Origin of the sequence: Streptomyces sp. NBC_01471, from assembly GCF_041438865.1 — a bacterium.
GTDB lineage: Bacteria > Actinomycetota > Actinomycetes > Streptomycetales > Streptomycetaceae > Streptomyces.
In genome coordinates this window covers 344,778-363,039 of the sequence record NZ_CP109450.1, presented here as the reverse complement: position 1 = coordinate 363,039, position 18,262 = coordinate 344,778, and the positions used below count along the sequence as shown (strand labels likewise).

Annotated in this window: 17 protein-coding genes; 11 read left to right on the top strand and 6 right to left on the bottom strand. The window is 69.0% G+C overall.

The window, feature by feature from the left end; all coding sequences use genetic code 11:
- Positions 1–63 precede the first annotated feature (63 nt).
- Positions 64–282, bottom strand: a complete 219-nt coding sequence (locus OG285_RS01600) for an MbtH family protein (protein WP_356836585.1) — start codon at positions 280–282, stop codon at positions 64–66.
- Between the two features lie 638 nt (positions 283–920).
- On the opposite strand from OG285_RS01600, the gene OG285_RS01595 reads away from it, so the two are divergent.
- The gene (locus OG285_RS01595) at positions 921–1,844 is read left to right on the top strand and encodes an LLM class F420-dependent oxidoreductase (RefSeq protein ID WP_371789912.1); all 924 of its coding nucleotides are present in this window, start codon (positions 921–923) and stop codon (positions 1,842–1,844) included.
- Positions 1,845–1,974: 130 nt separating this feature from the next.
- Here OG285_RS01595 and OG285_RS01590 read toward each other — a convergent pair whose 3' ends face one another.
- Positions 1,975–2,175, bottom strand: coding sequence for a hypothetical protein (locus OG285_RS01590; protein ID WP_356836581.1), 201 nt, complete (start codon positions 2,173–2,175; stop codon positions 1,975–1,977).
- 275 nt (positions 2,176–2,450) lie between these two features.
- Positions 2,451–3,314, bottom strand: coding sequence for an isocitrate lyase/PEP mutase family protein (locus OG285_RS01585; RefSeq protein WP_356836579.1), 864 nt, complete (start codon positions 3,312–3,314; stop codon positions 2,451–2,453).
- 710 nt (positions 3,315–4,024) lie between these two features.
- On the opposite strand from OG285_RS01585, the gene OG285_RS01580 reads away from it, so the two are divergent.
- Together OG285_RS01580 and OG285_RS01575 are read left to right on the top strand one after the other, a co-directional pair.
- Positions 4,025–5,491, top strand: coding sequence for a phenylacetate--CoA ligase family protein (locus OG285_RS01580; protein WP_371789911.1), 1,467 nt, complete (start codon positions 4,025–4,027; stop codon positions 5,489–5,491).
- Positions 5,488–6,525: a hypothetical protein gene (locus tag OG285_RS01575; RefSeq protein ID WP_371789910.1), complete on the top strand. Its 1,038-nt coding sequence runs from the start codon at positions 5,488–5,490 to the stop codon at positions 6,523–6,525. The genes OG285_RS01580 and OG285_RS01575 overlap by 4 nt, the downstream gene beginning before the upstream one ends.
- Positions 6,526–6,701: 176 nt before the next feature.
- On the opposite strand, the gene OG285_RS01570 is transcribed toward OG285_RS01575, so the two are convergent.
- Positions 6,702–7,235, bottom strand: coding sequence for an EF-hand domain-containing protein (locus tag OG285_RS01570; RefSeq protein ID WP_371789909.1), 534 nt, complete (start codon positions 7,233–7,235; stop codon positions 6,702–6,704).
- 428 nt (positions 7,236–7,663) lie between these two features.
- A complete protein-coding gene (locus OG285_RS01565) occupies positions 7,664–8,092 on the bottom strand; it encodes a subtilase-type protease inhibitor (RefSeq protein ID WP_371789908.1) in 429 nt (142 codons plus the stop codon).
- Between the two features lie 592 nt (positions 8,093–8,684).
- Here OG285_RS01565 and OG285_RS01560 point away from each other — a divergent pair.
- Entirely contained in the window at positions 8,685–10,178 is a 1,494-nt protein-coding gene (locus OG285_RS01560) for a family 43 glycosylhydrolase (RefSeq protein ID WP_371789907.1), read from the top strand.
- Positions 10,179–10,339: 161 nt separating this feature from the next.
- Here OG285_RS01560 and OG285_RS01555 read toward each other — a convergent pair whose 3' ends face one another.
- On the bottom strand, positions 10,340–11,851 hold the full coding sequence (locus tag OG285_RS01555) for an arabinofuranosidase catalytic domain-containing protein (RefSeq protein ID WP_371789906.1): 1,512 nt from the start codon (positions 11,849–11,851) through the stop codon (positions 10,340–10,342).
- Between the two features lie 405 nt (positions 11,852–12,256).
- Between OG285_RS01555 and OG285_RS01550 the strand changes: the two genes are divergently transcribed.
- The 7 genes from OG285_RS01550 to OG285_RS01520 all read left to right on the top strand — a co-directional run bounded on the left by OG285_RS01550 (position 12,257) and on the right by OG285_RS01520 (position 18,158).
- Positions 12,257–12,610, top strand: a complete 354-nt coding sequence (locus OG285_RS01550; RefSeq protein WP_356836565.1) for a hypothetical protein — start codon at positions 12,257–12,259, stop codon at positions 12,608–12,610.
- A 178-nt stretch (positions 12,611–12,788) separates the two neighbouring features.
- A complete protein-coding gene (locus OG285_RS01545) occupies positions 12,789–13,211 on the top strand; it encodes a DUF6003 family protein (protein ID WP_356836563.1) in 423 nt (140 codons plus the stop codon).
- Positions 13,212–13,480: 269 nt separating this feature from the next.
- On the top strand, positions 13,481–13,636 hold the full coding sequence (locus tag OG285_RS01540; RefSeq protein WP_356836589.1) for a DUF6131 family protein: 156 nt from the start codon (positions 13,481–13,483) through the stop codon (positions 13,634–13,636).
- 267 nt (positions 13,637–13,903) lie between these two features.
- Positions 13,904–14,899, top strand: coding sequence for an Lrp/AsnC family transcriptional regulator (locus tag OG285_RS01535; protein ID WP_371789905.1), 996 nt, complete (start codon positions 13,904–13,906; stop codon positions 14,897–14,899).
- A 112-nt stretch (positions 14,900–15,011) separates the two neighbouring features.
- A complete protein-coding gene (locus tag OG285_RS01530) occupies positions 15,012–16,460 on the top strand; it encodes an amidase (protein WP_371789904.1) in 1,449 nt (482 codons plus the stop codon).
- 25 nt (positions 16,461–16,485) lie between these two features.
- Positions 16,486–16,713 carry a hypothetical protein gene (locus OG285_RS01525; RefSeq protein ID WP_356836557.1) on the top strand — a complete coding sequence of 76 codons (228 nt, stop codon included), beginning with the start codon at positions 16,486–16,488 and terminating at the stop codon, positions 16,711–16,713.
- Complete coding sequence (locus OG285_RS01520) at positions 16,710–18,158, top strand: sodium:solute symporter (RefSeq protein WP_371789903.1); 1,449 nt, start codon at positions 16,710–16,712, stop codon at positions 18,156–18,158. The genes OG285_RS01525 and OG285_RS01520 overlap by 4 nt, the downstream gene beginning before the upstream one ends.
- Positions 18,159–18,262 lie beyond the last annotated feature (104 nt).

Here is an 18,262-nt window from a genome sequence, read left to right as displayed (position 1 = left end):
GTCGGTGGGCCATCGTCGGACGGCCCACCTCTGCCCTGTGTTCACTGATCGCGCGCCGGCGTTCTACTGGTCCACGGCTTCCATGGCCGCGACGAGACTGGCGGGCCGCATGTCGGACCAGTTGGTCTCGATGAAGTCCAGACACTCCTGACGCGAGCCCTCGGCCCGCGCGGCGGTCCATCCACCCGGTACCTCGGAAGCGGCAGGCCAGAGCGAGTACTGACGCTCCTCATTGACCAGTACCACGAACCGAGCCGAACCGTCATCGAAAGGATTGAGCACTACTTCCCCCTACCCATTTGTTTCTGGCATGTGGACTGACGGGCAAGCGAGACCATGTGTACCCCCGGTCGCGCATTTACCTGTAATCGAACGTCGTTTCCCCAACTATCCGTTCGACTTCAGTCGAGCGTCAGTACGTTACACCCGTCAGACCTTCACATAAAACCAACTTCGGCTGACATCTTCCCGGTGAATGTCACTCCATGCGCCCACTACGGACGGTCAACCCTTGCGGTGGAGTCGGGGCGCCCCTCGACTACCTGGCATAACAGGTGGATGAGGTGCGGAAATATGCTGTTGGCGCTTGCTGCGTGAGTGATTTTCAGCCCCGCCGGAGAAAGTCCGTGTTCACTGTCGGGGGCGCAATGAGGTGATCGCGTGCCTCAACGCCCCACAGTGTGCGCCGGTACGCCTGCCATGCGCCCCTGATACGAGCTCGTCGCCGAGGCGTCGCGTTCGCCACTTCGGCGTGCAGCTTCTTCTCGGCGACGACGGTCGCCGGACCTGCCGTGGCCATGCCGCGGCCCGGTGCGAGACCAGGCTGGGCCTGGCGGGATGCGGCGGCGTACACGCGGCCGACAAGAAGCTGTCACACAAGAAACGGAATGCGCGGCTGTCCGCCGGTCGTTTGCAGCGTCATGACTGTGGGAGTAGCACTCAACGCGCCTGACGCCGTCAACCAGATCGATGCCACGGTGCAACTCGCCCGGGAAGCCGCGGGCGCAGGGCTGAGATCCGCCTGGTTCGGGCAGACTTTCGGCGCCGACTCGCCTCAACTCGCCGCGATCGTCGGGCGTGAGGTATCCGGTCTGAATGTGGGCACGTCCGCCATCCCTGTCTTCGGACGCCACCCTCTCGTCGTCTCCAGCCAGGCACAGACAGCGCAGGCCGCCACGCACGGCCGCTACCACCTCGGACTCGCGCTCGGCACCAAGCTCCTGACCGAGGGCGGCTTCGGTATCCCGTATACACGGCCCATCGCCCGGCTGCGCGAATTCCTGGTGGCGCTGCGCCAGTTGACCGAGACCGGCGCCGCTGATTTTCACGGTGAACTGCTCACGGCGACCACGCCGGTCTCCGCGCGGGTGCCCGGGGCTGAAGGGGGCGTGCCCCTGCTCGTGGCCGCGATGGGGCCGCAGGCGCTGCGCGCCAGTGGTGAGCTGGCGGACGGGATCCTGCCCTATCTCGCCGGTCCCCGGGCCCTGGCCGAGCACATCGTGCCGGCCGTCACGGCTGCGGCGGAGGCAGCGGGCCGTCCCGCGCCCCGGATCGTGGCGATCGTGCCCGGCGTGGTGACCGACGACGCCGACTCCGTACGACAGAAAGCCGGTGAACAGTTGGCGTTCTATGAACAGATCCCGTCGTACGCGCGCGTCATTGAGCTGTCCGGCGGCACGCGCGCTGTCGACGTGGCCGTGATCGGCAACGAAAAGACGGTCGCCGCCGAGGTGCGTCGCTACCGGGATGCCGGGGCGACCGAGGTGGTGTTCGCGGCAACGGAGATCGCAGGAGACGCCGCCCGGCGCCGGACCTGGGAAATTCTGGGAGAGCTGGCCAATTGAATGCACCGAACTGTGCGATGCATTTCGCCGTCAGCGAGTGGATTTACCGGATCGGCAGCGGCGCGACCTGCTTTACGCATCAGGAACTGAGGAATTCACGAAGAGGTGGTCCCTTTCTCCTTTCCCGGTCTCAGTCGCCCCCCTCGTGATCACTGCCCGCGTCGCCGGCTCCGGTCTGGGCGTTGGCCGTGCGGTCGATCTCCAGCCATGAGTCCGCGTGCGAGTTGTCCACTTCGATCGCCGCGATGTGGGTGGGCAGGGTGAGAGTCGACACGAGCAGCGGGCGCTCCGTGGCCGCGACCGAGACCCCCTGGCCGCAGGCGGCGCTCATGGCCAGGCCCGCGGCAACCGTGAGGACACTCCGGAGTCGCGAGGAACGCGAGGAACATGAGGAAAAGGGCCCCTGGAACACCCGTGACACGTCCGGGCGATCCGTGTCGCGCGGTGACCTGGTACACGCGGGAACGACGTGGGGTTCGAGAGGGTGGTTCATGGTGTGGCGCTCCTCTCGGCCACCGCGACGACGCGGTGGCCGTCGGCAGTCAGGGCTTGCGGGCGGCCGGACGGGTCAAGGGCGTACCCGCGGCTGGAAGCCGCGGGTACCCGTCAGACACCCAGGCGCGAGGAGGAATCGTGGTGGCGGCTGATGTTGCGCTCCAGCAGCTGTGTCGACTCCGGCACGCCGATGCTTCGCGGGCCGCTCACCTCGGGAAGACGTCCGTTCGCTGCCTTGAGACTCCGCATCGCGGCGTCGATGGCCTCGTGAGCGGCGAAGAGGCACGGAGTGGAGTAGATCGCGACGTCCACGTCCAGCGCGTCCAGCTCCGGGAGCGACAGGCGCGGTGACTTGCCGCCGGCGATCTGGTTGAAGAGCAGCGGCTTGTCCCCGATGACGTCCCGGATGCGGCGGATCCACTCCACACTGCGTACGCCGTCGACGAGGACCACATCGGCGTCGGTCTTGGCCAGCGCCGCGGCCCGGTAGAGGATGTCGTCCTCCTCGACCGCGTCCGTGCGGGCCACCACGACCATCTCGCCCCGGCATTCCAGCACCATGTTGAGTTTGTCCAGGTACTCCTCGAACGGCAGGACCTGCTTGCCGTCGGCGTGCCCGCAGCGGCGGGGACGCTTCTGGTCCTCCAGGATCACGCCGGACGCGCCCGCCCGGTCCAGGCGCTGCACGACGTGGCACGCGACCTCCGGGTCCACGTATCCGTCGTCGATGTCGACGAGGAGGTGCCGGCCCGGGAAGGCCAGACGCAGCCGCTCCACGAACGCGACCATGTCCGGCCAGGCGATGTAGCCGATGTCGGGAAGGCCGTAGTGCGAAGCCGCGAAACCGAATCCGGAGACGAAGAACCCGTCGTAGTGTTCGGCGGCGACAGAAGCCGAATACATGTCGTAGATACCGATGAGCGGTGTGGTGCCGGGCGCAGAGATGTCCTCGCGCAGCGCTGGTCCGTAACGCATCGAACCTCCAGGGTTCCGATGTCGAAAGGGTGGGGATCACCCTTCGCTTGACCGTAAATTTACAGACATTTGAATCTCCGATCGGTGATCTCATGACCCGCTCGTCCGACGGAAAGAGGTAACGGAGTCCCTTTGTGTGTCTGTGCAGAATCGTTTCGACGTGAGAGCCGTTCGGATGACGTGGAAACATTTTCGCCCCGGGGGTGTCTGGGCGTGTTGGGCACTGGTTGTCAACCACGTACCGCGGGGCCGCATCCGGCCCTGAAGGCCTGGAGCTGGGGCGAGGCTCAGCCGTCGAGATCCGTGGACCGGCGGCGTCAGACCGTTGCCCGCAGCTCCCGTGCTTCTCGTGTGACCGCGTACTCCACGGCGGCGAAGCAGCCCCTCAGGCAGGGCGGGAAGGTCGTCGGCGGGCCGGTGAGTGCCGGCCGGCGGCGCAGGGGCCAGGTTCAGTCCGGCGATACCGTTGAGGCATTAACTCCCTTGCTCTAATGTCTCGTTCATCGAACGGCCGCCCTCGGCCGGGAGTGCACCACGAGGAGCCCAGCCGCCCCTTGGGCGGCCCGGACAAGGGAGATCCAGAATGGTCAAGCACTACATCAAGTACGCCTTCAGCACGCTCACCGCGGCGATGTTCGCCAGCATGGTCTGACGATCGGCCCCGGCCTGGACCGGGAAGTCATCCCCGGTCCAGGCACCAGGAGGCCCCCTTGTTCGGCACCGCCCTCAGTCAACTCCGTTACGGCCTGGCGATCCTGCGCAATCGTCGGATCCGGCCACAGGACCTCGAACGTATCGCCCGCGACCTGGTCGCGACTCTGGCGGAGTTCGGAGAGCCCGGAGCGGACTCGGCTCTGCTGCCCGGTCAGGCCGGTGCCGTCGACCCCGCCGTACGGCGGACCGTCACCGAACGAAGTCTCCGGGCCACGGCCCGGGCCGCCGCCCAGCACACGGCCTACTACCGGCGGACCTTCGACGGCCTGGGGCTCGATCCCCTCACCCTCACGCCGGACACCTGGGACCGGATCCCCGTCACGCCCAAGGCGGCTCTGCGCGGCCTGCCCGCTGCCTTCGTGTCCGCTGCTTCCACTCCCGCGCTGATGGCACTCACCACGGGGACCAGCGGTACGCCCACCACCGTCTGGTACTCCCGGGCCGAGGTGGAGATCGCGGTCGCCATGAGCACCGTCTCGGCCGTGCTCGGCATGGGGCTGCGGCCCCGCCACACCATGGCGTACGCGGGCTGTTCCCGGGCGACCCTGCCGCTGATCAACGTGGAGGAGTCGGTGACCCGGATCGGCGCCTCGTTCGTCCAGATCGGCACCGTCGACCCGGTGGTGGCGCTGGACCGGCTCGCCACCCCGCTCGGGCTGCGGGGCAAGGCCCCGCAGATCACCCACCTGACGATCTCCGCGTCCTACCTGTCCGCCCTGGTGGAGGAGGCGGAGCGCAGCGGCTGGCGGGCTTCGGACTTCGGCCTGGAGTCCATCGGCGTCGGCGGAGAAGTGCTGTCCGAGCCGCTGAAGGAGCGGGCAGCCGCCGCCCTGGGCGCCCGGATCTCCACGGCGTACATGATGACCGAGACCCTGCCGTCGGGCGGGACGCCGTGCACCGAGGGGCATCTGCACCACACCACCGAGTTCGGGCACCTGGAGATACTCGATCCCGTGACCCATGAGCCGACGCCGCCCGGCGCGATCGGCACCATCGTCCAGACCCCGTATGTGCCCTATCGGGACTGCACCCTGCTGCTGCGTTACGCGACCGGTGATCTGGTCGCGCGTCCGGAGGCCGCGCCCAGGTGCGAACTCGCCCACCTGCCGGCGACCTCGCCCGTACTCGGCCGCTGGTCGGGTCCGCTGAGCCGCGCCGTCCCCACCCGGTCGGTGCTGAACCTGCTGGAGGCGGAGCCGGACATTCCGCTGCCTGCGCGCCATGCCCTGGTCGAGCACCCCCCGGGGCCGCGGCTCCACGTCCTGGTCCGCCGGCTGCCCGCTGCCGCCCTGCTCGGCAGGCTGGAGGACCGGGCCACCGCTGCGGGCCTCGCACTGGACGCGATCGTCCTCCATGACGACCCGGCCGCGCTGCCGCCGACCGGCCCGGTCCGGGCCGATCTGCGGGAGCACACCTTCGAGTCGGCCCGCCCGGCCGCGGTACGCGTCGCGAGCCCGGCATGAGTGCCGCCGCCCTGGTGGGTCTCAACTGCTGCGTCGCCGCCGTCACCGCGGGAGGCGCCGCCTACTTCGCCCGGGTCCGGATGCCCCGTCCCCCTGTCGGCAGATACGAGTTGCCCGATGTCGCCGTGATGTGCGCCGTGGTGGTGGCGGCTCCCCTGGTGTATCTCGCCCTGCCCCGGGACGCGGTGGCAGTGGCCTTCGGCCTGGTCCTCTGCGCGGCGCTCCAGTTCGCCCTCGCGCCGCTGTGCGGCGCAGGGCGAGCCTGGGTGATCGCGTGCGCCGCCGTCGCGGCCACCGCCGGATTCGCCTGGGCGGAGCGGCCGCTCACCGTGATGGTGCTCACCGATGTGCTGCTCGCCGTCGCGGTGGTGGGGGTGGCCAACATGTGGGTGCAGAGCGGTATGCGGTCGGCCCATGCGGCGTGGTTCGCGGGCACACTCGCCTGCTACGACCTCGTGGCGACCGTACTCACCTCGGTCACGGACCGGTTCGCCGCCCAGGTCAGGGGGCTGCCGTTCGCCCCTTTGCTGGCCATCACACGGGACAGTCCGCCGGTGGCGCTCGGCCTGGGGGACCTGCTGCTCCTGGTGCTCTTCCCGCTGGCGATGGTCAAGGCGTTCGGGCGGGCCGCGGGGCTTCTCGCTGCCGGGGTCGGGCTGGTGGTCTCCGGCTCCGTCAGCCTGCTGTTCGCGCTCGGGATGCTGACCGGGGCGTTTCCGCTCCTGACCGCACTGGGGCCGCTGATCGTGCTGCAGCACGTGCTGTGGGTACGCGCCAGAGGAGGTGAGCGGACCATCGCCGAGTGGCGCGCGGGCGCACCGCCCGAGGCCGCCACACCGACGGGACCCGACCCGGCGCTGCTGCGGGCCCTCGAACCGGCCGGCGTGGAGGGGCTGTCGGCAGCGCCGTCCGAGGGCGACTGGCTGGCGGTTCTCGACGGCCGGGTGGTGGGCAGCGGGGGGTCGCCAGGACAGGCACGCAGGGATGCCGGGCTCCGTGGCTGCGAATCGGTTCCTGTCGTGCGGCAGATGTGAACCCGGCCCAGCGTATGGCAGTTGGGGGTTCGGCGACGTGCGCCGGCTGACCGGCTGGGGCCCCGGCCCGGACTGGCCCGCCCGGCCCCGGCCCCGCGCCTGTGCCGAATCGGGTGCGGGGGCGGGGCAGTCCGGCGGCTCGTCCGGTACGGAGCGAGTCGCCGGACGGGGCCGAATCAGGCCGCCGGAAGGGCCGCCAGCAGGTCGGCAGGGATACCGCCCTTGTCCGGGGCGTAGAAGTTCTTGATCTCGGCTTCCCAGACGTCCACCCTGACCCGGTCGGCGTCGTCGGGCTCGAAGGCGTCGAAGAGGGCATGGATGTTCGGCAGGTCGAAGCCGACTCCTCTCATCATGCCGGTGAACACCTGGCGGGTGACGGTACCGCTGCCATCCACGTCGCCGAAGCGCGCGAAGCCGGCCGCGAACTCGTCGATCGCACCGCTGAAGCGCTCCGGCGACAGGACGCACGCCTGGTACTCGTCGTAGGTGATCCGGCCGTCGTGGTTGGTGTCGAGTTCACCGGCCAACGTGGTCCAGTAGCGCGTGAAGGCGGCCCGCATCGCCTGCTTCCGTGCCGTGTCGGCTCCGGGCACGGCCGTGGCGACCCGGCTGCTCATCAGGTTGAAGTCGTCGGATTCCAGGACCCCGTTGCCGTCGGCGTCGAACAGGGTGAACACGAGTTTGACCCGGTTGACCGCTTCGATCCGCATGGGCTCTCACCTTTCGTCAGGCCAGGAGACGGGACGGCCGTGTGTGGCGGCCGTCCCGTACGGTGCGCGACGGCCCTGCGGCACGCTGGTCAGCGGCCGGGAGGTGTGGTGAACACCCGTGTGGGGTGGGCCCGGTGTTCCCGGCGGCCGGTCGCGTGCCGGAGCCGTCGCGCTGTCACTATGCGGGCTGTGGAATCCGGCGCACCGGGAAAAATTGGGTGTTCATCAGAAGGAATGAAAAAGGCGTCACTCCGGCATGAAACACCCAAGTCGCCGAGCGGTCAGGCGCGGTACTCGCAGGCCCAACGCCACGACCCCAACGCCACGACCTGACAAGGGACATCGTCGCGCCGATCGCAGTCGCTGCCGGGTCTGTGCAACCCCGCTTTCGGGGTTGCACAGGTGCGCGGCAGATCGGAGACGGCAGGTCAGAAGTTGAAGACCGAGCTCTCGGAGAGAGCCGCTTCCATCTGGCAGGCGTTGCCGTAGGTGGCCCGCCAGGCGACGCGTCGGCCCTGCCAGACGCCGTCGGCGGTCACCGTCACGGGAGCCCACAGGAACGAACACCGCTGGTCCGTGGGGACGGCGGAGAGCAGGCCCAAGTCACCGCCCACGGCCTTCAGTTCGGCACAGGCGGCCTGGCTCGCAGGGTGGGTCCCCCGCGGCTGAGGGGCGCAGCTCAGGGTGACGGCACGGACGACCGTCGACGCCGTCTCGTCTCCGCGGCCGACGGTGAGCACCAGGGCGGAGGGGGCGTAGATGCTCGTCGACTGGGCGTGCGCCGTTCCGGCGAGGGTGGTCACGCAGGCCGCCGCCGCGAGTGCCGCAGCGCCGAGCGTCTTGAGGCTGTGCCGCATTTCGAAACTCCTGTCGAAGGGGGTGATTGGTTGCGGACAGGAGTCTGGCCGGTGCGGAGAGTTGCCGCACGTTGCCGATCGATTTTCGGACGTGAGTGTCCGCTGACCGTGACGGAAGCGGAGGTCTGAGCAGCTCACGGGGGCGGGAGAGGCGATGAAAGAGTGTCCAACATGTGGACGAAATGAATTGGTCTCATCGTAAACTGCCTTCTGGCCTGCATGGATGAGATTTTGGTTTCTTTTTCAAGTGCAGGCTTTCGGCGCGAAACAGGTGCGATTTCCGTGGTGCGGCCCGAGTCCGGAGCGTGGCTGTGGCCCCGGCGCGCTCCGTGTTCCCGAAGTCCCCGCGGCAAGTGCCGGGCAAGCCAACTACCTTGACGCTGAGTCAGCTCCACTCTACGGTGACGCACCATCGGGATTACATCGATGCAAAGAGGCGCCCCGGCGCACTGCGGCAGGGTGCGCGCCGATGCCTGCACGCAGTCCCGCGCACCTCACGACCGGCCTCATCCGGTCGCCCGGCAACTCCACCCGCCCCGCAATTCCACCCGCCCCCACTGTGCGAAAGCGGTCCGCAGAGAAGGAGTCCCTCATGGGCACGCAACTCCACAGACCCGTAAGTCCACTGCGCCTCGTGCGCCTGCTCGGCGTCCTGACCGCGCTCGGGCTGATCCTCGCCGTGACGTGCACCGCGCGGCCCGCCACTGCGGCGACTGCCCCGACTGCCCCTGCGGCTGTCCCGCAGACCGCCGCCGCGGGCTCGTTCCGGAACCCGCTCAACACCGGCCCCGACCCGTTCATGACGTACTGGAACGGGAACTACTACCTGACCACCACTCAGGGCAGCAGCGTCCGCATGTGGCGCTCGCCGTCCCTCAGCACTCTGCTCACCGCCGATCCCATCACCATCTGGACCGACAGCGACAGCTCCCGTAACAGGGACATCTTCGCCCCCGAGTTCTACCGCTTCGGAGACCGCTGGTACCTCTACTACACCGCTGACGACGGTGTCGACGACCACCACCGGATCTACGTCGCGGAGTCCGACGGCGACGACCCGGCAGGCTCGTACCACTTCAAGGCGGAGCTGGCGCCGCCCAACCACGCCGCCGACTTCGCCATCGACCCCGGCATCCTCCAGCACAACGGCCGGCTCTACCTCGCGTACAGCGGCATCAACCAGTACCAGCACAACGGGCTGAATCTCGCGCCTCTGTCGAATCCTTACACCGTCTCGGGCGATGCGGTCGCCATCGACGCGGCCGGGGGCTGCCCCGAAGTCCGGGAGGGGCCGGAGTTTCTGTACCGGAACGGGCGTACCTGGCTGACCTATTCCACGTGCGACACCGGAAAACCGGATTACCAGATCTGGATGATGTCGCTCCCGTCCGACGCCGACCCGCTGGTACCCGGCAACTGGACTCAGCACCAGGGGCCGGTCTTCTCCCGCGCCGACGACCACGGCGTCTTCGGCCCGGGCCACCACGCCTTCTTCCGTTCGCCCGACGGTACCGAGGACTGGATGGTCTACCACGCCAAGACCACCTCGGCCGTCACCTACAGCGACCGCACCAGCCGTGCTCAGCGCATCGGCTGGAACGCCGACGGAAGCCCCGCCCTCGGCCGCCCGCTCGCGACGGGGGCCACCCAGGATCTCCCGTCCGGGGACCCGGGCCCGGGCGCCTACTGGATCAATGACGACGGCCGCTCCAGCGGCGACGGGACCGTCACCTACACCGGCGACTGGAACTCGGGCACAGGCTGCGCGGCCCAGTGCTTCTGGGGCGACGACCACTGGATCGACCGCGCGGGGAACACCGCCACGTTCACCTTCACCGGTACCCGGATCGCCCTGCTGTCCGTCCGCGACACCGGAAACGGCTATGCGGGCCTCAGTATCGACGGCGGCCCCGAGCAGCGGCTGGACTACTACGGGGCGATCCGTACGGGCGAGACGCTCCAGTTCCTCAGCCCGCACCTGCCCTACGGAAAGCACACGCTCCAGGTACGGGTGACGGGCGAACACGACGGGCAGTCCCAGGCGTCGTACGTGAGCGTGGACCGGGCGGAGGTCTATGTGAACTGACCACCCGCAGGCGTCCGCTGCCACATACCGGACAGGGGGTACGGGAACCACCGGTTCCCGTACCCCCACGGTGCGAGCGGCTCTTCTCGTGCTCGGCGAGCGCCCCTTACGTACCAGCTCTCCTGCTGTGCGGGCGGATCAGTTCCCCGCCTCACCGGATCTCAGTGCAGCGTGAATTTCTGCGCGGCCGCGCCGTTGCAGTCCCAGATCCGCAGGTGGGTGCCGTTGGCGGTCGCGCCGTCGGGGGAGTCCAGGCAGCGGCCCGACTGGGGATTGAACAGCGAGCCGTCGGAGCGCTGCTGCCAGACCTGCCCGCCGACACCGTTGCAGTCCCACAGTTCGACCTGAGTGCCGTTGGCCGTGCCGTTTCCGTCGATGTCCAGGCATCTGCCGATCGTGCTCAGGGAGCCATTGGCATGGTGCTGCCAGTACTGGTCCTCGGCGTAGGACTGGCAGTTCCACAGCTGGACAGCCGTGCCGTTGGTGCCGGTGTCGTCGGCGGCGACGTCGACGCACTGACCGCCCGGCCCCGTGATGGTGCCCTGCGGGCCGTTGGGGACGTCGGTTTCGCCCGAGTAGCCGACGGAGACGACGTTGTCCTGCACCGCGTTCTCGGCGGTGTCGGTCGGGTAGCCGGCGACCATCACGCCTTCGAAGAAGGTGCCCATGTTCCAGTTGCTGTTGTCCCCGCCCGTCCCGAGGACGATGCCGCCCTCCTGGTGCATCGGCAGGTAGCCGCCGCGGGTCGGCAGCGAGCCGTTCCACCAGGTGGACAGGGGCCCCGACTGGGCGTTGGCACCCTTGAGTGCGTACGTCGTCTGCCCGTTGTTCTTGAGCATGGCCGTCACGAACGGACTCCTGTTCCCGGCGTTCGCGGTGTTCGAACCGTTGTCGCCCTGGAACATGCCGTTCTCCATGTCCGCCTCGACCCAGGGGCCCGAGCCGGTGCAGGGCTCGAAGTAACACGTGGTCGCGATGCTCACCGCGTCCATGTGCCCGTTGCCGGTGTCGGCCGGGGTGCTCTCCGCGTTGCCGTAGTCGAAGCAGCAGGCGGAGCCGACATGAGTGCCGCTGGCCACCATGTAGGCGCCCTCGGCCTGACCGTTCACGGCGACACCCGGGGCCGCCCCGGTGGAGCGGTAACCCACCCCGGGCGAGACCCAGATGCCGTACACCTTGTGGCCGCCGGCCGTGACGGCGATCTCGCCGGCGTCGGCCCCGCGGTCGGCGCCCATACCGGACGTGCCGGCCGGTCCGGGAGTGAGGTCGTTGTGGCGAGAGGTCTGGTCGTAGATCTTGGTGACCCGGCAGGTGGTGTCCTGGCAGAACGCGTCCTGCTGGGCGGCGTCGGCATAGCCACCCTGGGCCAGCAGGCCGATGTCGGCCCGGGCGCCGTCCGAGGCACGGGTGACCTGATACAACGGGCCGTCGTAGGAGGACAGCAGGGCGCGTGTCGTGCTGTGCGCCGCGACACAGGGGGTGCCCGCGGCGCTGTAGAGGTCGCAGGGCAGCGAGCCGGCGGCCTGCGATATCGCGGGCAGGCCGATCAGGGCGCCGAGGACGAGGCCGAGGGCCGCCACGGCCGACAGCAGCCGTCTCCGGAGACGGTGGGCCGGCGGCCCGTCGGGGAGACGCGGAACGGCTCGTACGGCTGGGGATCTCTCTTCACGCATGGTGTGCTCCCGGTGACGTGGTGGGGGAGTGGAGCTCAACCTGCCGTCGCGGCAATGGAGTTCACGCCGCTCGGCGCCTTCGCCGGGAAGCTACGCGCACGGGTTGGTCGCGTCAATATTTGTTGCTTCAGTTTTCCTTCCCTCTGTGGAACTGGTCGGAATATGTTGACTTTCGTGCGGAGGTGGACGGTGGCCGGACGCCCCGTCCGGGCCGGCGGACGAGACGGCCGGACGCTCAGGGCGGTGGCCTGACAAAGACTCTCAAGCCGTTGTCGAACGACTCGCCGAAGAATTGGCACAGGGGTCATGATTTCCACTGATTTCCGGACGCTGGCCGCCCGCGAGAGCTACTTTCGAATGCAAGGTGCTCCATACGGGAGCGCCGAGAAACAGGGGGAAGAAAGTATGCGCAAGATCGCAATGACCGCCGCAGGGCTGTCCCTGGCCGCAGGCGTGCTCGGTGCCGGACTCGCCGTAGCTCCCAGCGCCGATGCGGCGACGGCCTGTCCCTCCGGAGCGTTCTGCATCCGCGAGACGAACGGCACCATCCTGAGCAAGAACATCTTCTACAGCTACGGCAGCCACAACCTGTCCAACGTCACCGGCAAGCGTGTCCTGATCAACAACCAGACCGGCGGTGCGGGCTTCCAGCTCTGCTTCGGGTCCAACGGCACCCGCTGCTCCGCGGTGGACCGTGCCAAGGGCACCTTCTCGCCGTACGACATGACGCCCATCAACTCGGTGGTCCTCGTGAAGTAACCGTCACCGAGGACATCAGTGCGATCCCGGCCGGCGCCCGCACGGTGCGCCGGCCGGACCCGGTTGCGGCGCTTCGGCCATGACCCGTGCAACGGGCGACAGGCCGGTGGGAATTGACCTCGCTCAGGGGCGATAACCTGAGGCCGCCGATGTCCGATCGAGAAGGCGAATTCACGCGATGGCTGACGAGGCCTACCTGTTTCTGCTCCCTGACCGGGGACCCCGGCTGGGTGCAGCCCTTGCCGCCGTCGGCGCGCTGGAGTGTGTGCAGACACCTGCTGTACACGGCTGGCTGCAGGCTCACGGAGTCTCGGGCTCCTCGGAGCAGGTCAGAATCATTCCCGCCGACGCTGAGGCATTCATTCCGCAGGACGCGGAGCGCCTGTCCGTTCCGTTGAGCGAGGAGGAAGCGCTGCGGCTGCACCAGGAGTGTGCGCCCCAGTCCGTCACGGACATGGAGAGCGAGCTTCTGGAGTTCCGTGACACGGTCCACGACTGGGAGGCTCTCGTGCACCGTGCGCTGACCGCTGGAATCTCCGCGCCGCGCATCGCCCAGCTGACCGGTCTCGACCCTCAGGAAGTCGGCCGCCTGATGGTGTGAGGCCCCGATGGCGCCGCCCGCGACGAGCAGAACGGGGCAGGCGGCCGGGGCGGCATCGCGTCTCTTCGCAGAGTCGATGAATCACGCGTGCATGGGTGGCCGAGAGCCGGGCACACGGAGTGAGCACGACAAAGATCCAGCAGCAACCGATCGCGTGACCGGCCGGGATGTGATCCGGTCCCGGTTACGCAGCGGGCTGGAAGAGGCGCTGTGGGGCTCGCCAGGCGAGAACCTGCACGCACCACAGAGACGTGAAGATCGGAACTGAAATGATTATTCTCGGTGCAATTCTGCTCGTCATCGGCCTGCTGGTCGGTGTCCCGCTGCTCACGACAGTCGGCGGGGTGCTCGTCGTGGTCGGCGCGCTCCTGTGGATCCTCGGCGCGACCGGACGCGCGGTCGGTGGTCGGAAGCACTACTTCTGACGTCGCTGCTTCCGGTCTCGCTCCTTCTGACCTCAACTCCGCGCGGTCACCCCACTGCGCGAAGACGCTGGTCAGGAAGGGCCCGGGCGGATCCGGCCGGGCAAGTTGCCCCGGCCGACCGGCAGCCCTCCCAACGTGCGGTCCGGGGCCCGGCGGAGAAGTGCCTTCCGCCGGGCCCCGACGGCATGTCGTAGCCGGTACGGGTGTTGCCGGTCCACCCCGTCGACGAGACGGCGCCCCCCTGCGTGGACCGCATAGGGTCGCGTGGTGACGCCTCCGACGACTGTGACCTCGCCCGTCGAGCAACTCGACTCCCTCGACCGCCGTATCGCCGCCGCGCTCCAGGTCGACGGGCGGGCGCCCTGGCGACGTATCGCCTCCGCGCTCGGCGAGCCGGAGCGGAAGGTGGCGCGGCGCGGCCTGCGGCTCCTGGAGAGCGGGCGGGTGTCCGTCACGGGGCTCGTGGTGCGCGGCGAGACCGTGATCCTGCGGATGAACTGCCGCCCGGGCGCGGTACGGGACGCGGCGGCGGCGGCGGCCGCGCGCGACGACGCGATCTTCAGTTACGTGCTGGCGGGGGCTGTCGACTGTGTGGCCGAACTGCAGTGTTCACAGGGCCAGTTGGCGCACCTGATGCTCGACGAGGTGCCCGCGCTGCCGGGACTGCTCTCCCAGAACGTCTCGCCGGTCCTGCGGTACTTCCGCACGGTGCACGAGTGGCAGCCGGACATCCTGGACGAGGACGAGATCACGGCGCTCGGTGGCCGGTCTCCCGTCTCGGACGGCGTCGGTGTGCCGGACTCCGAGGTGGGCCCCGAGGAACAGGCGATCCTGCGGGCGCTGGCCGAGGACGGGCGGTGCACGCACGAGGAGTTGGCCGCGGTGGCGGGAGTCTCGCTGGCGACCGCGCGGCGGCGGGTGGAGTCGCTGACCCGCGACGGACTCGTCAGCATCAGAGCCTGTGTGGAACCCGCGCTGCTCGGACTTCCGGTCGAGGCGCTGCTGTGGATCAAGACGCGCCCCGATGAGGTGGAGGCGGTCGGCCGGTTGCTGGTCGAGTCGCCGCTCGTGCGGTACGCGGCAGTGGTCATGGGGGAGTACCAGTTGCTCGTCGATGTGACGCAGCCTTCGAAGGCCGCCCTGCATGAGTTCCTGACCGCGGCGCCGTGGGTGCGGCGGGTGAAGGCGGTCCAGTCCCATCTGGTGGTCGAGGCGCTGAAGCGGAGTGGGACGGCTACATCGCTCCTGCGTCAGCGCACCTGACGGGCCTCTCCTTGCTTGACCATAATGTGCATCCAAATAATCATCACGTCTGAAACGCTCACCACTGCAAGGGTGTTGACTTATATGGTCAACCGCCCTCAGTCTGTGCGTCATGATCGATGACACGGCCGATGAGGCGACCGATGGCCTCTGCATACTCGACGCCACCGAACTCGCGGAGCGTCTGCGCAGCCGCGACCTCTCTGCCCGTGAGGTCGTCCGGGCCCACCTCGACCGGATCGCGCTGATCAATCCCGCTGTCAACGCCATCGTCACGCTGGACGAGGAAGGCGCCCTCCTCGCGGCAGCCGCAGCCGACGCACGCATGGCACGGGGCGAGGCGACCGGCCCCCTGCACGGGTTGCCGATCGCGTTCAAGGACACCCATCTGACACGCGGAATGCGCACCACCCACGGGTCGCCGCTCTTCGCCGACCACGTGCCGGACGAGGACGAGCTCCTGGTCCAGCGCATCGAAGCGGCGGGTGCCATCCGGATCGGGAAGACCAATGTGCCCGAGTTCGCGGCGGGTTCGCACACCTTCAACCCCGTCTTCGGCGCGACCCGCAATCCGTACGACACCGGGCGCTCGGCCGGCGGCAGCAGCGGCGGCGCCGCTGCCGCGCTCGCCGCCGGGCTGCAGCCGCTGGCCGACGGCAGCGACATGGGCGGCTCGCTGCGCAATCCTGCCTCCTTCTGCAACGTCGTGGGGCTGCGGCCCACCCCCGGCCGGGTGCCGTCCCATCCGTCCGGCGACGTGTGGGACACCCTCGCGGTCGCGGGCCCCATGGGCCGTACGGTCGCGGACACCGCCCTGCTCCTGTCCGTGATGGCGGGCCCCGACCCCCGCTGCCCCGTCTCACTGGAGTCGCCCGGTCACACCTTCCGCTCGCCTCCGGTACGCGCCGATCTGACGGGGCTTCGGGTCGCCTGGGCACCCGACCTCGGCGGGCGGGTTCCCGTCGACGGGGACGTGTCCGGCGTACTGGACCGGCAGGTGGCGGTCTTCGAGGAGCTGGGGTGCCGCGTCGAAGAGGACTGCCCGGACCTCGATGGTGCCGAATACGTCTTCCGGACCCTGCGTGCCCAGGCGTTCAGTCTCGGATTCGGTACGTTCCTCGATGAGCGGCGCGACGCGCTCAAGCCCAGCCTCGTCCGGAACATCGAAGAGGGGCGGCGTCTCACCGGCGCGGACCTCGCCCGCGCCACCGCCGAGCACACCCGTATCCATCTCGCCGCGACCGGCTTCTTCGAGCGGTACGACGTGCTGCTGGCCCCCGTCAGCCAGGTCTCTCCCTTCCCCGTCGAGGAGGAGTACCCGACCGAGATCGACGGTCGGCCGCTGCACAGCTACCTCGACTGGATGCGCTCCGCCTACTTCCTCTCCGTGCTGGGCGCACCCGCCCTCTCGGTGCCCGCCGGCTTCACCGACGCCGGGCTCCCCGTCGGCCTGCAGATCGTGGGCCCGCCGCGCGCCGATGCGGCCGTGCTCGAAGTCGGTGCCGCCTACGAGGCCGTGACCCGGCACGGGCGTCGGCGACCGGTCCTCTCCCCTGCCTGAAGCTGTCGCACCCCCGGGAGCTCTCATGAGAAAACTGCATGTGATCTGGGCTGTCATGCCCGTCATGGCATTCCTCAGCACACCGTTCCTGCCCTTCGTGAACGGTCCGTACCTATGGCTCGGCGTCCCCTCGGTGCTGGCCTGGTGCCTGCTGTGGACGGCCGGGACGACAGCCGGGCTCGCGCTGACCGACCGCTTCGCGCCGCCCGCAGAGGCGCGCGAGGACTGCCCCGAGACGGAGACCGCGGCATGAACAGCACCAGCGTCATCGCCACGATCGGCATGCTGGCCATCGCTGTGGTCGGTATCGGCAGACACCGCCCGGCCAAGGGCCCACTCGGTGAATGGACCGTGGGGGAAAGGAAGTTCTCGACCTTCACCACCTGGTTCCTGCAGGCGGGCGAGTCCTTCACCACCTTCAGCTTCCTGGGCCTGGCGGGCCTGGCCTTCGGCGGCGGGGTCGCGGCCTCGTACGCCCTGTGCTACCTCGCCATCAACTTCGTCCTCCAGTACTTCACCGCTCCGAGAATGCGTCAACTCGGCGCCGAACACGGCTATCTGACCCAGGCGGATTTCTTCGCCGAGCGCTACCGCAGCCCGCTCCTGGGCAAGGCCGTCGCCATCGTCGGGGCCGTGTTCCTGCTGCCCTACCTCCAGTTGCAGATCACCGGCCTCGGCCTGATCGTCCAGCTGGCGACGGGCAGCCGCACCGGCGGCAACCTCAGCATGATCCTGGCGACCGTCCTCACCGTCGGTTTCGTCCTGTGGTCCGGTATCCGCGGGGTCGCCCGCGTCGCCTACCTCAAGGACGCGCTGATGGTCGCCGGGCTCCTCGTCCTCTTCGCCGGGGTCGCGATCTCGGTGAAGGGCGGTATCGGCGGCCTCTTCGAGACCGTGCGGGACACACGCCCAGATCTATTGACACTCCATCAAAAGAACTATGACGCAACGTACTTCGTCAGTGCTGTCATCATCTCCGGCATCGGGGGCGGCCTGGGAACCATGGCCCATCTATGGCCCCCGGTCCTCGCGGCCCGAAGCGGGCGGGCGCTGCGCTCCAACGCCGTCTGGCTGCCCCTCTACCAGATAGCCCTGGGCATTCCGGTCATCGTCGGCTTCGCCGGCATCCTCATGCTGTCGCCCGACTCGCCGGGGAACGCGGTGGCCCTGACCCTCGCGGGGCAGACCCTGCCCGGCTGGCTGGTCGGTGTGGTCGCAGTGGCCGCGGCATCGGCGGCGATGGTGCCGTCCGCCGCCATCCTCGTGGGGATCTCCAGCCTGCTGTCGCGCAACGTCCTGAGCGTCCGCAGCGAGCGCACCCAACTGCGTACGAACCATGTGTGCGCGGTCGCTGCCGCAGCCCTCGCGCTCTGTCTCGGGCTGTCCCGCCCCGACCTCCTCGCCAATCTCCTGCTGCTCACCTTCGGCGGACTCAGCCAGCTGGCCCCGGCCATCACCATGGGTCTGGCCAGGAAAGTGCGCCTGGACGCGACCCCGGTACTGCTCGGCATCCTCACCGGAGTGGCGGTCCTCACCTGGCTGACCTTCGGCGGCGTGGATCTCGGGACAATGGACCCGGGCCTCGTGGCGCTGCTGCCCAACCTCGCCGTCACCGGCGTGGCGCAACTGGTGGTGCGGTCCCGCCCGTCCCGCGATGAGCCCGGTGGCGTACCGGGTGAGAGGGTCGGGGTGGCCTGAGAGGAGAGAACCTGGAACCGCCCCCCGGAGCAGCCTGTCGCGCACCCCCTGCCGGCTGCCAGGGCCGCTCACCCGCTGTCCCCATGAACTGAGGAGTTTCGACG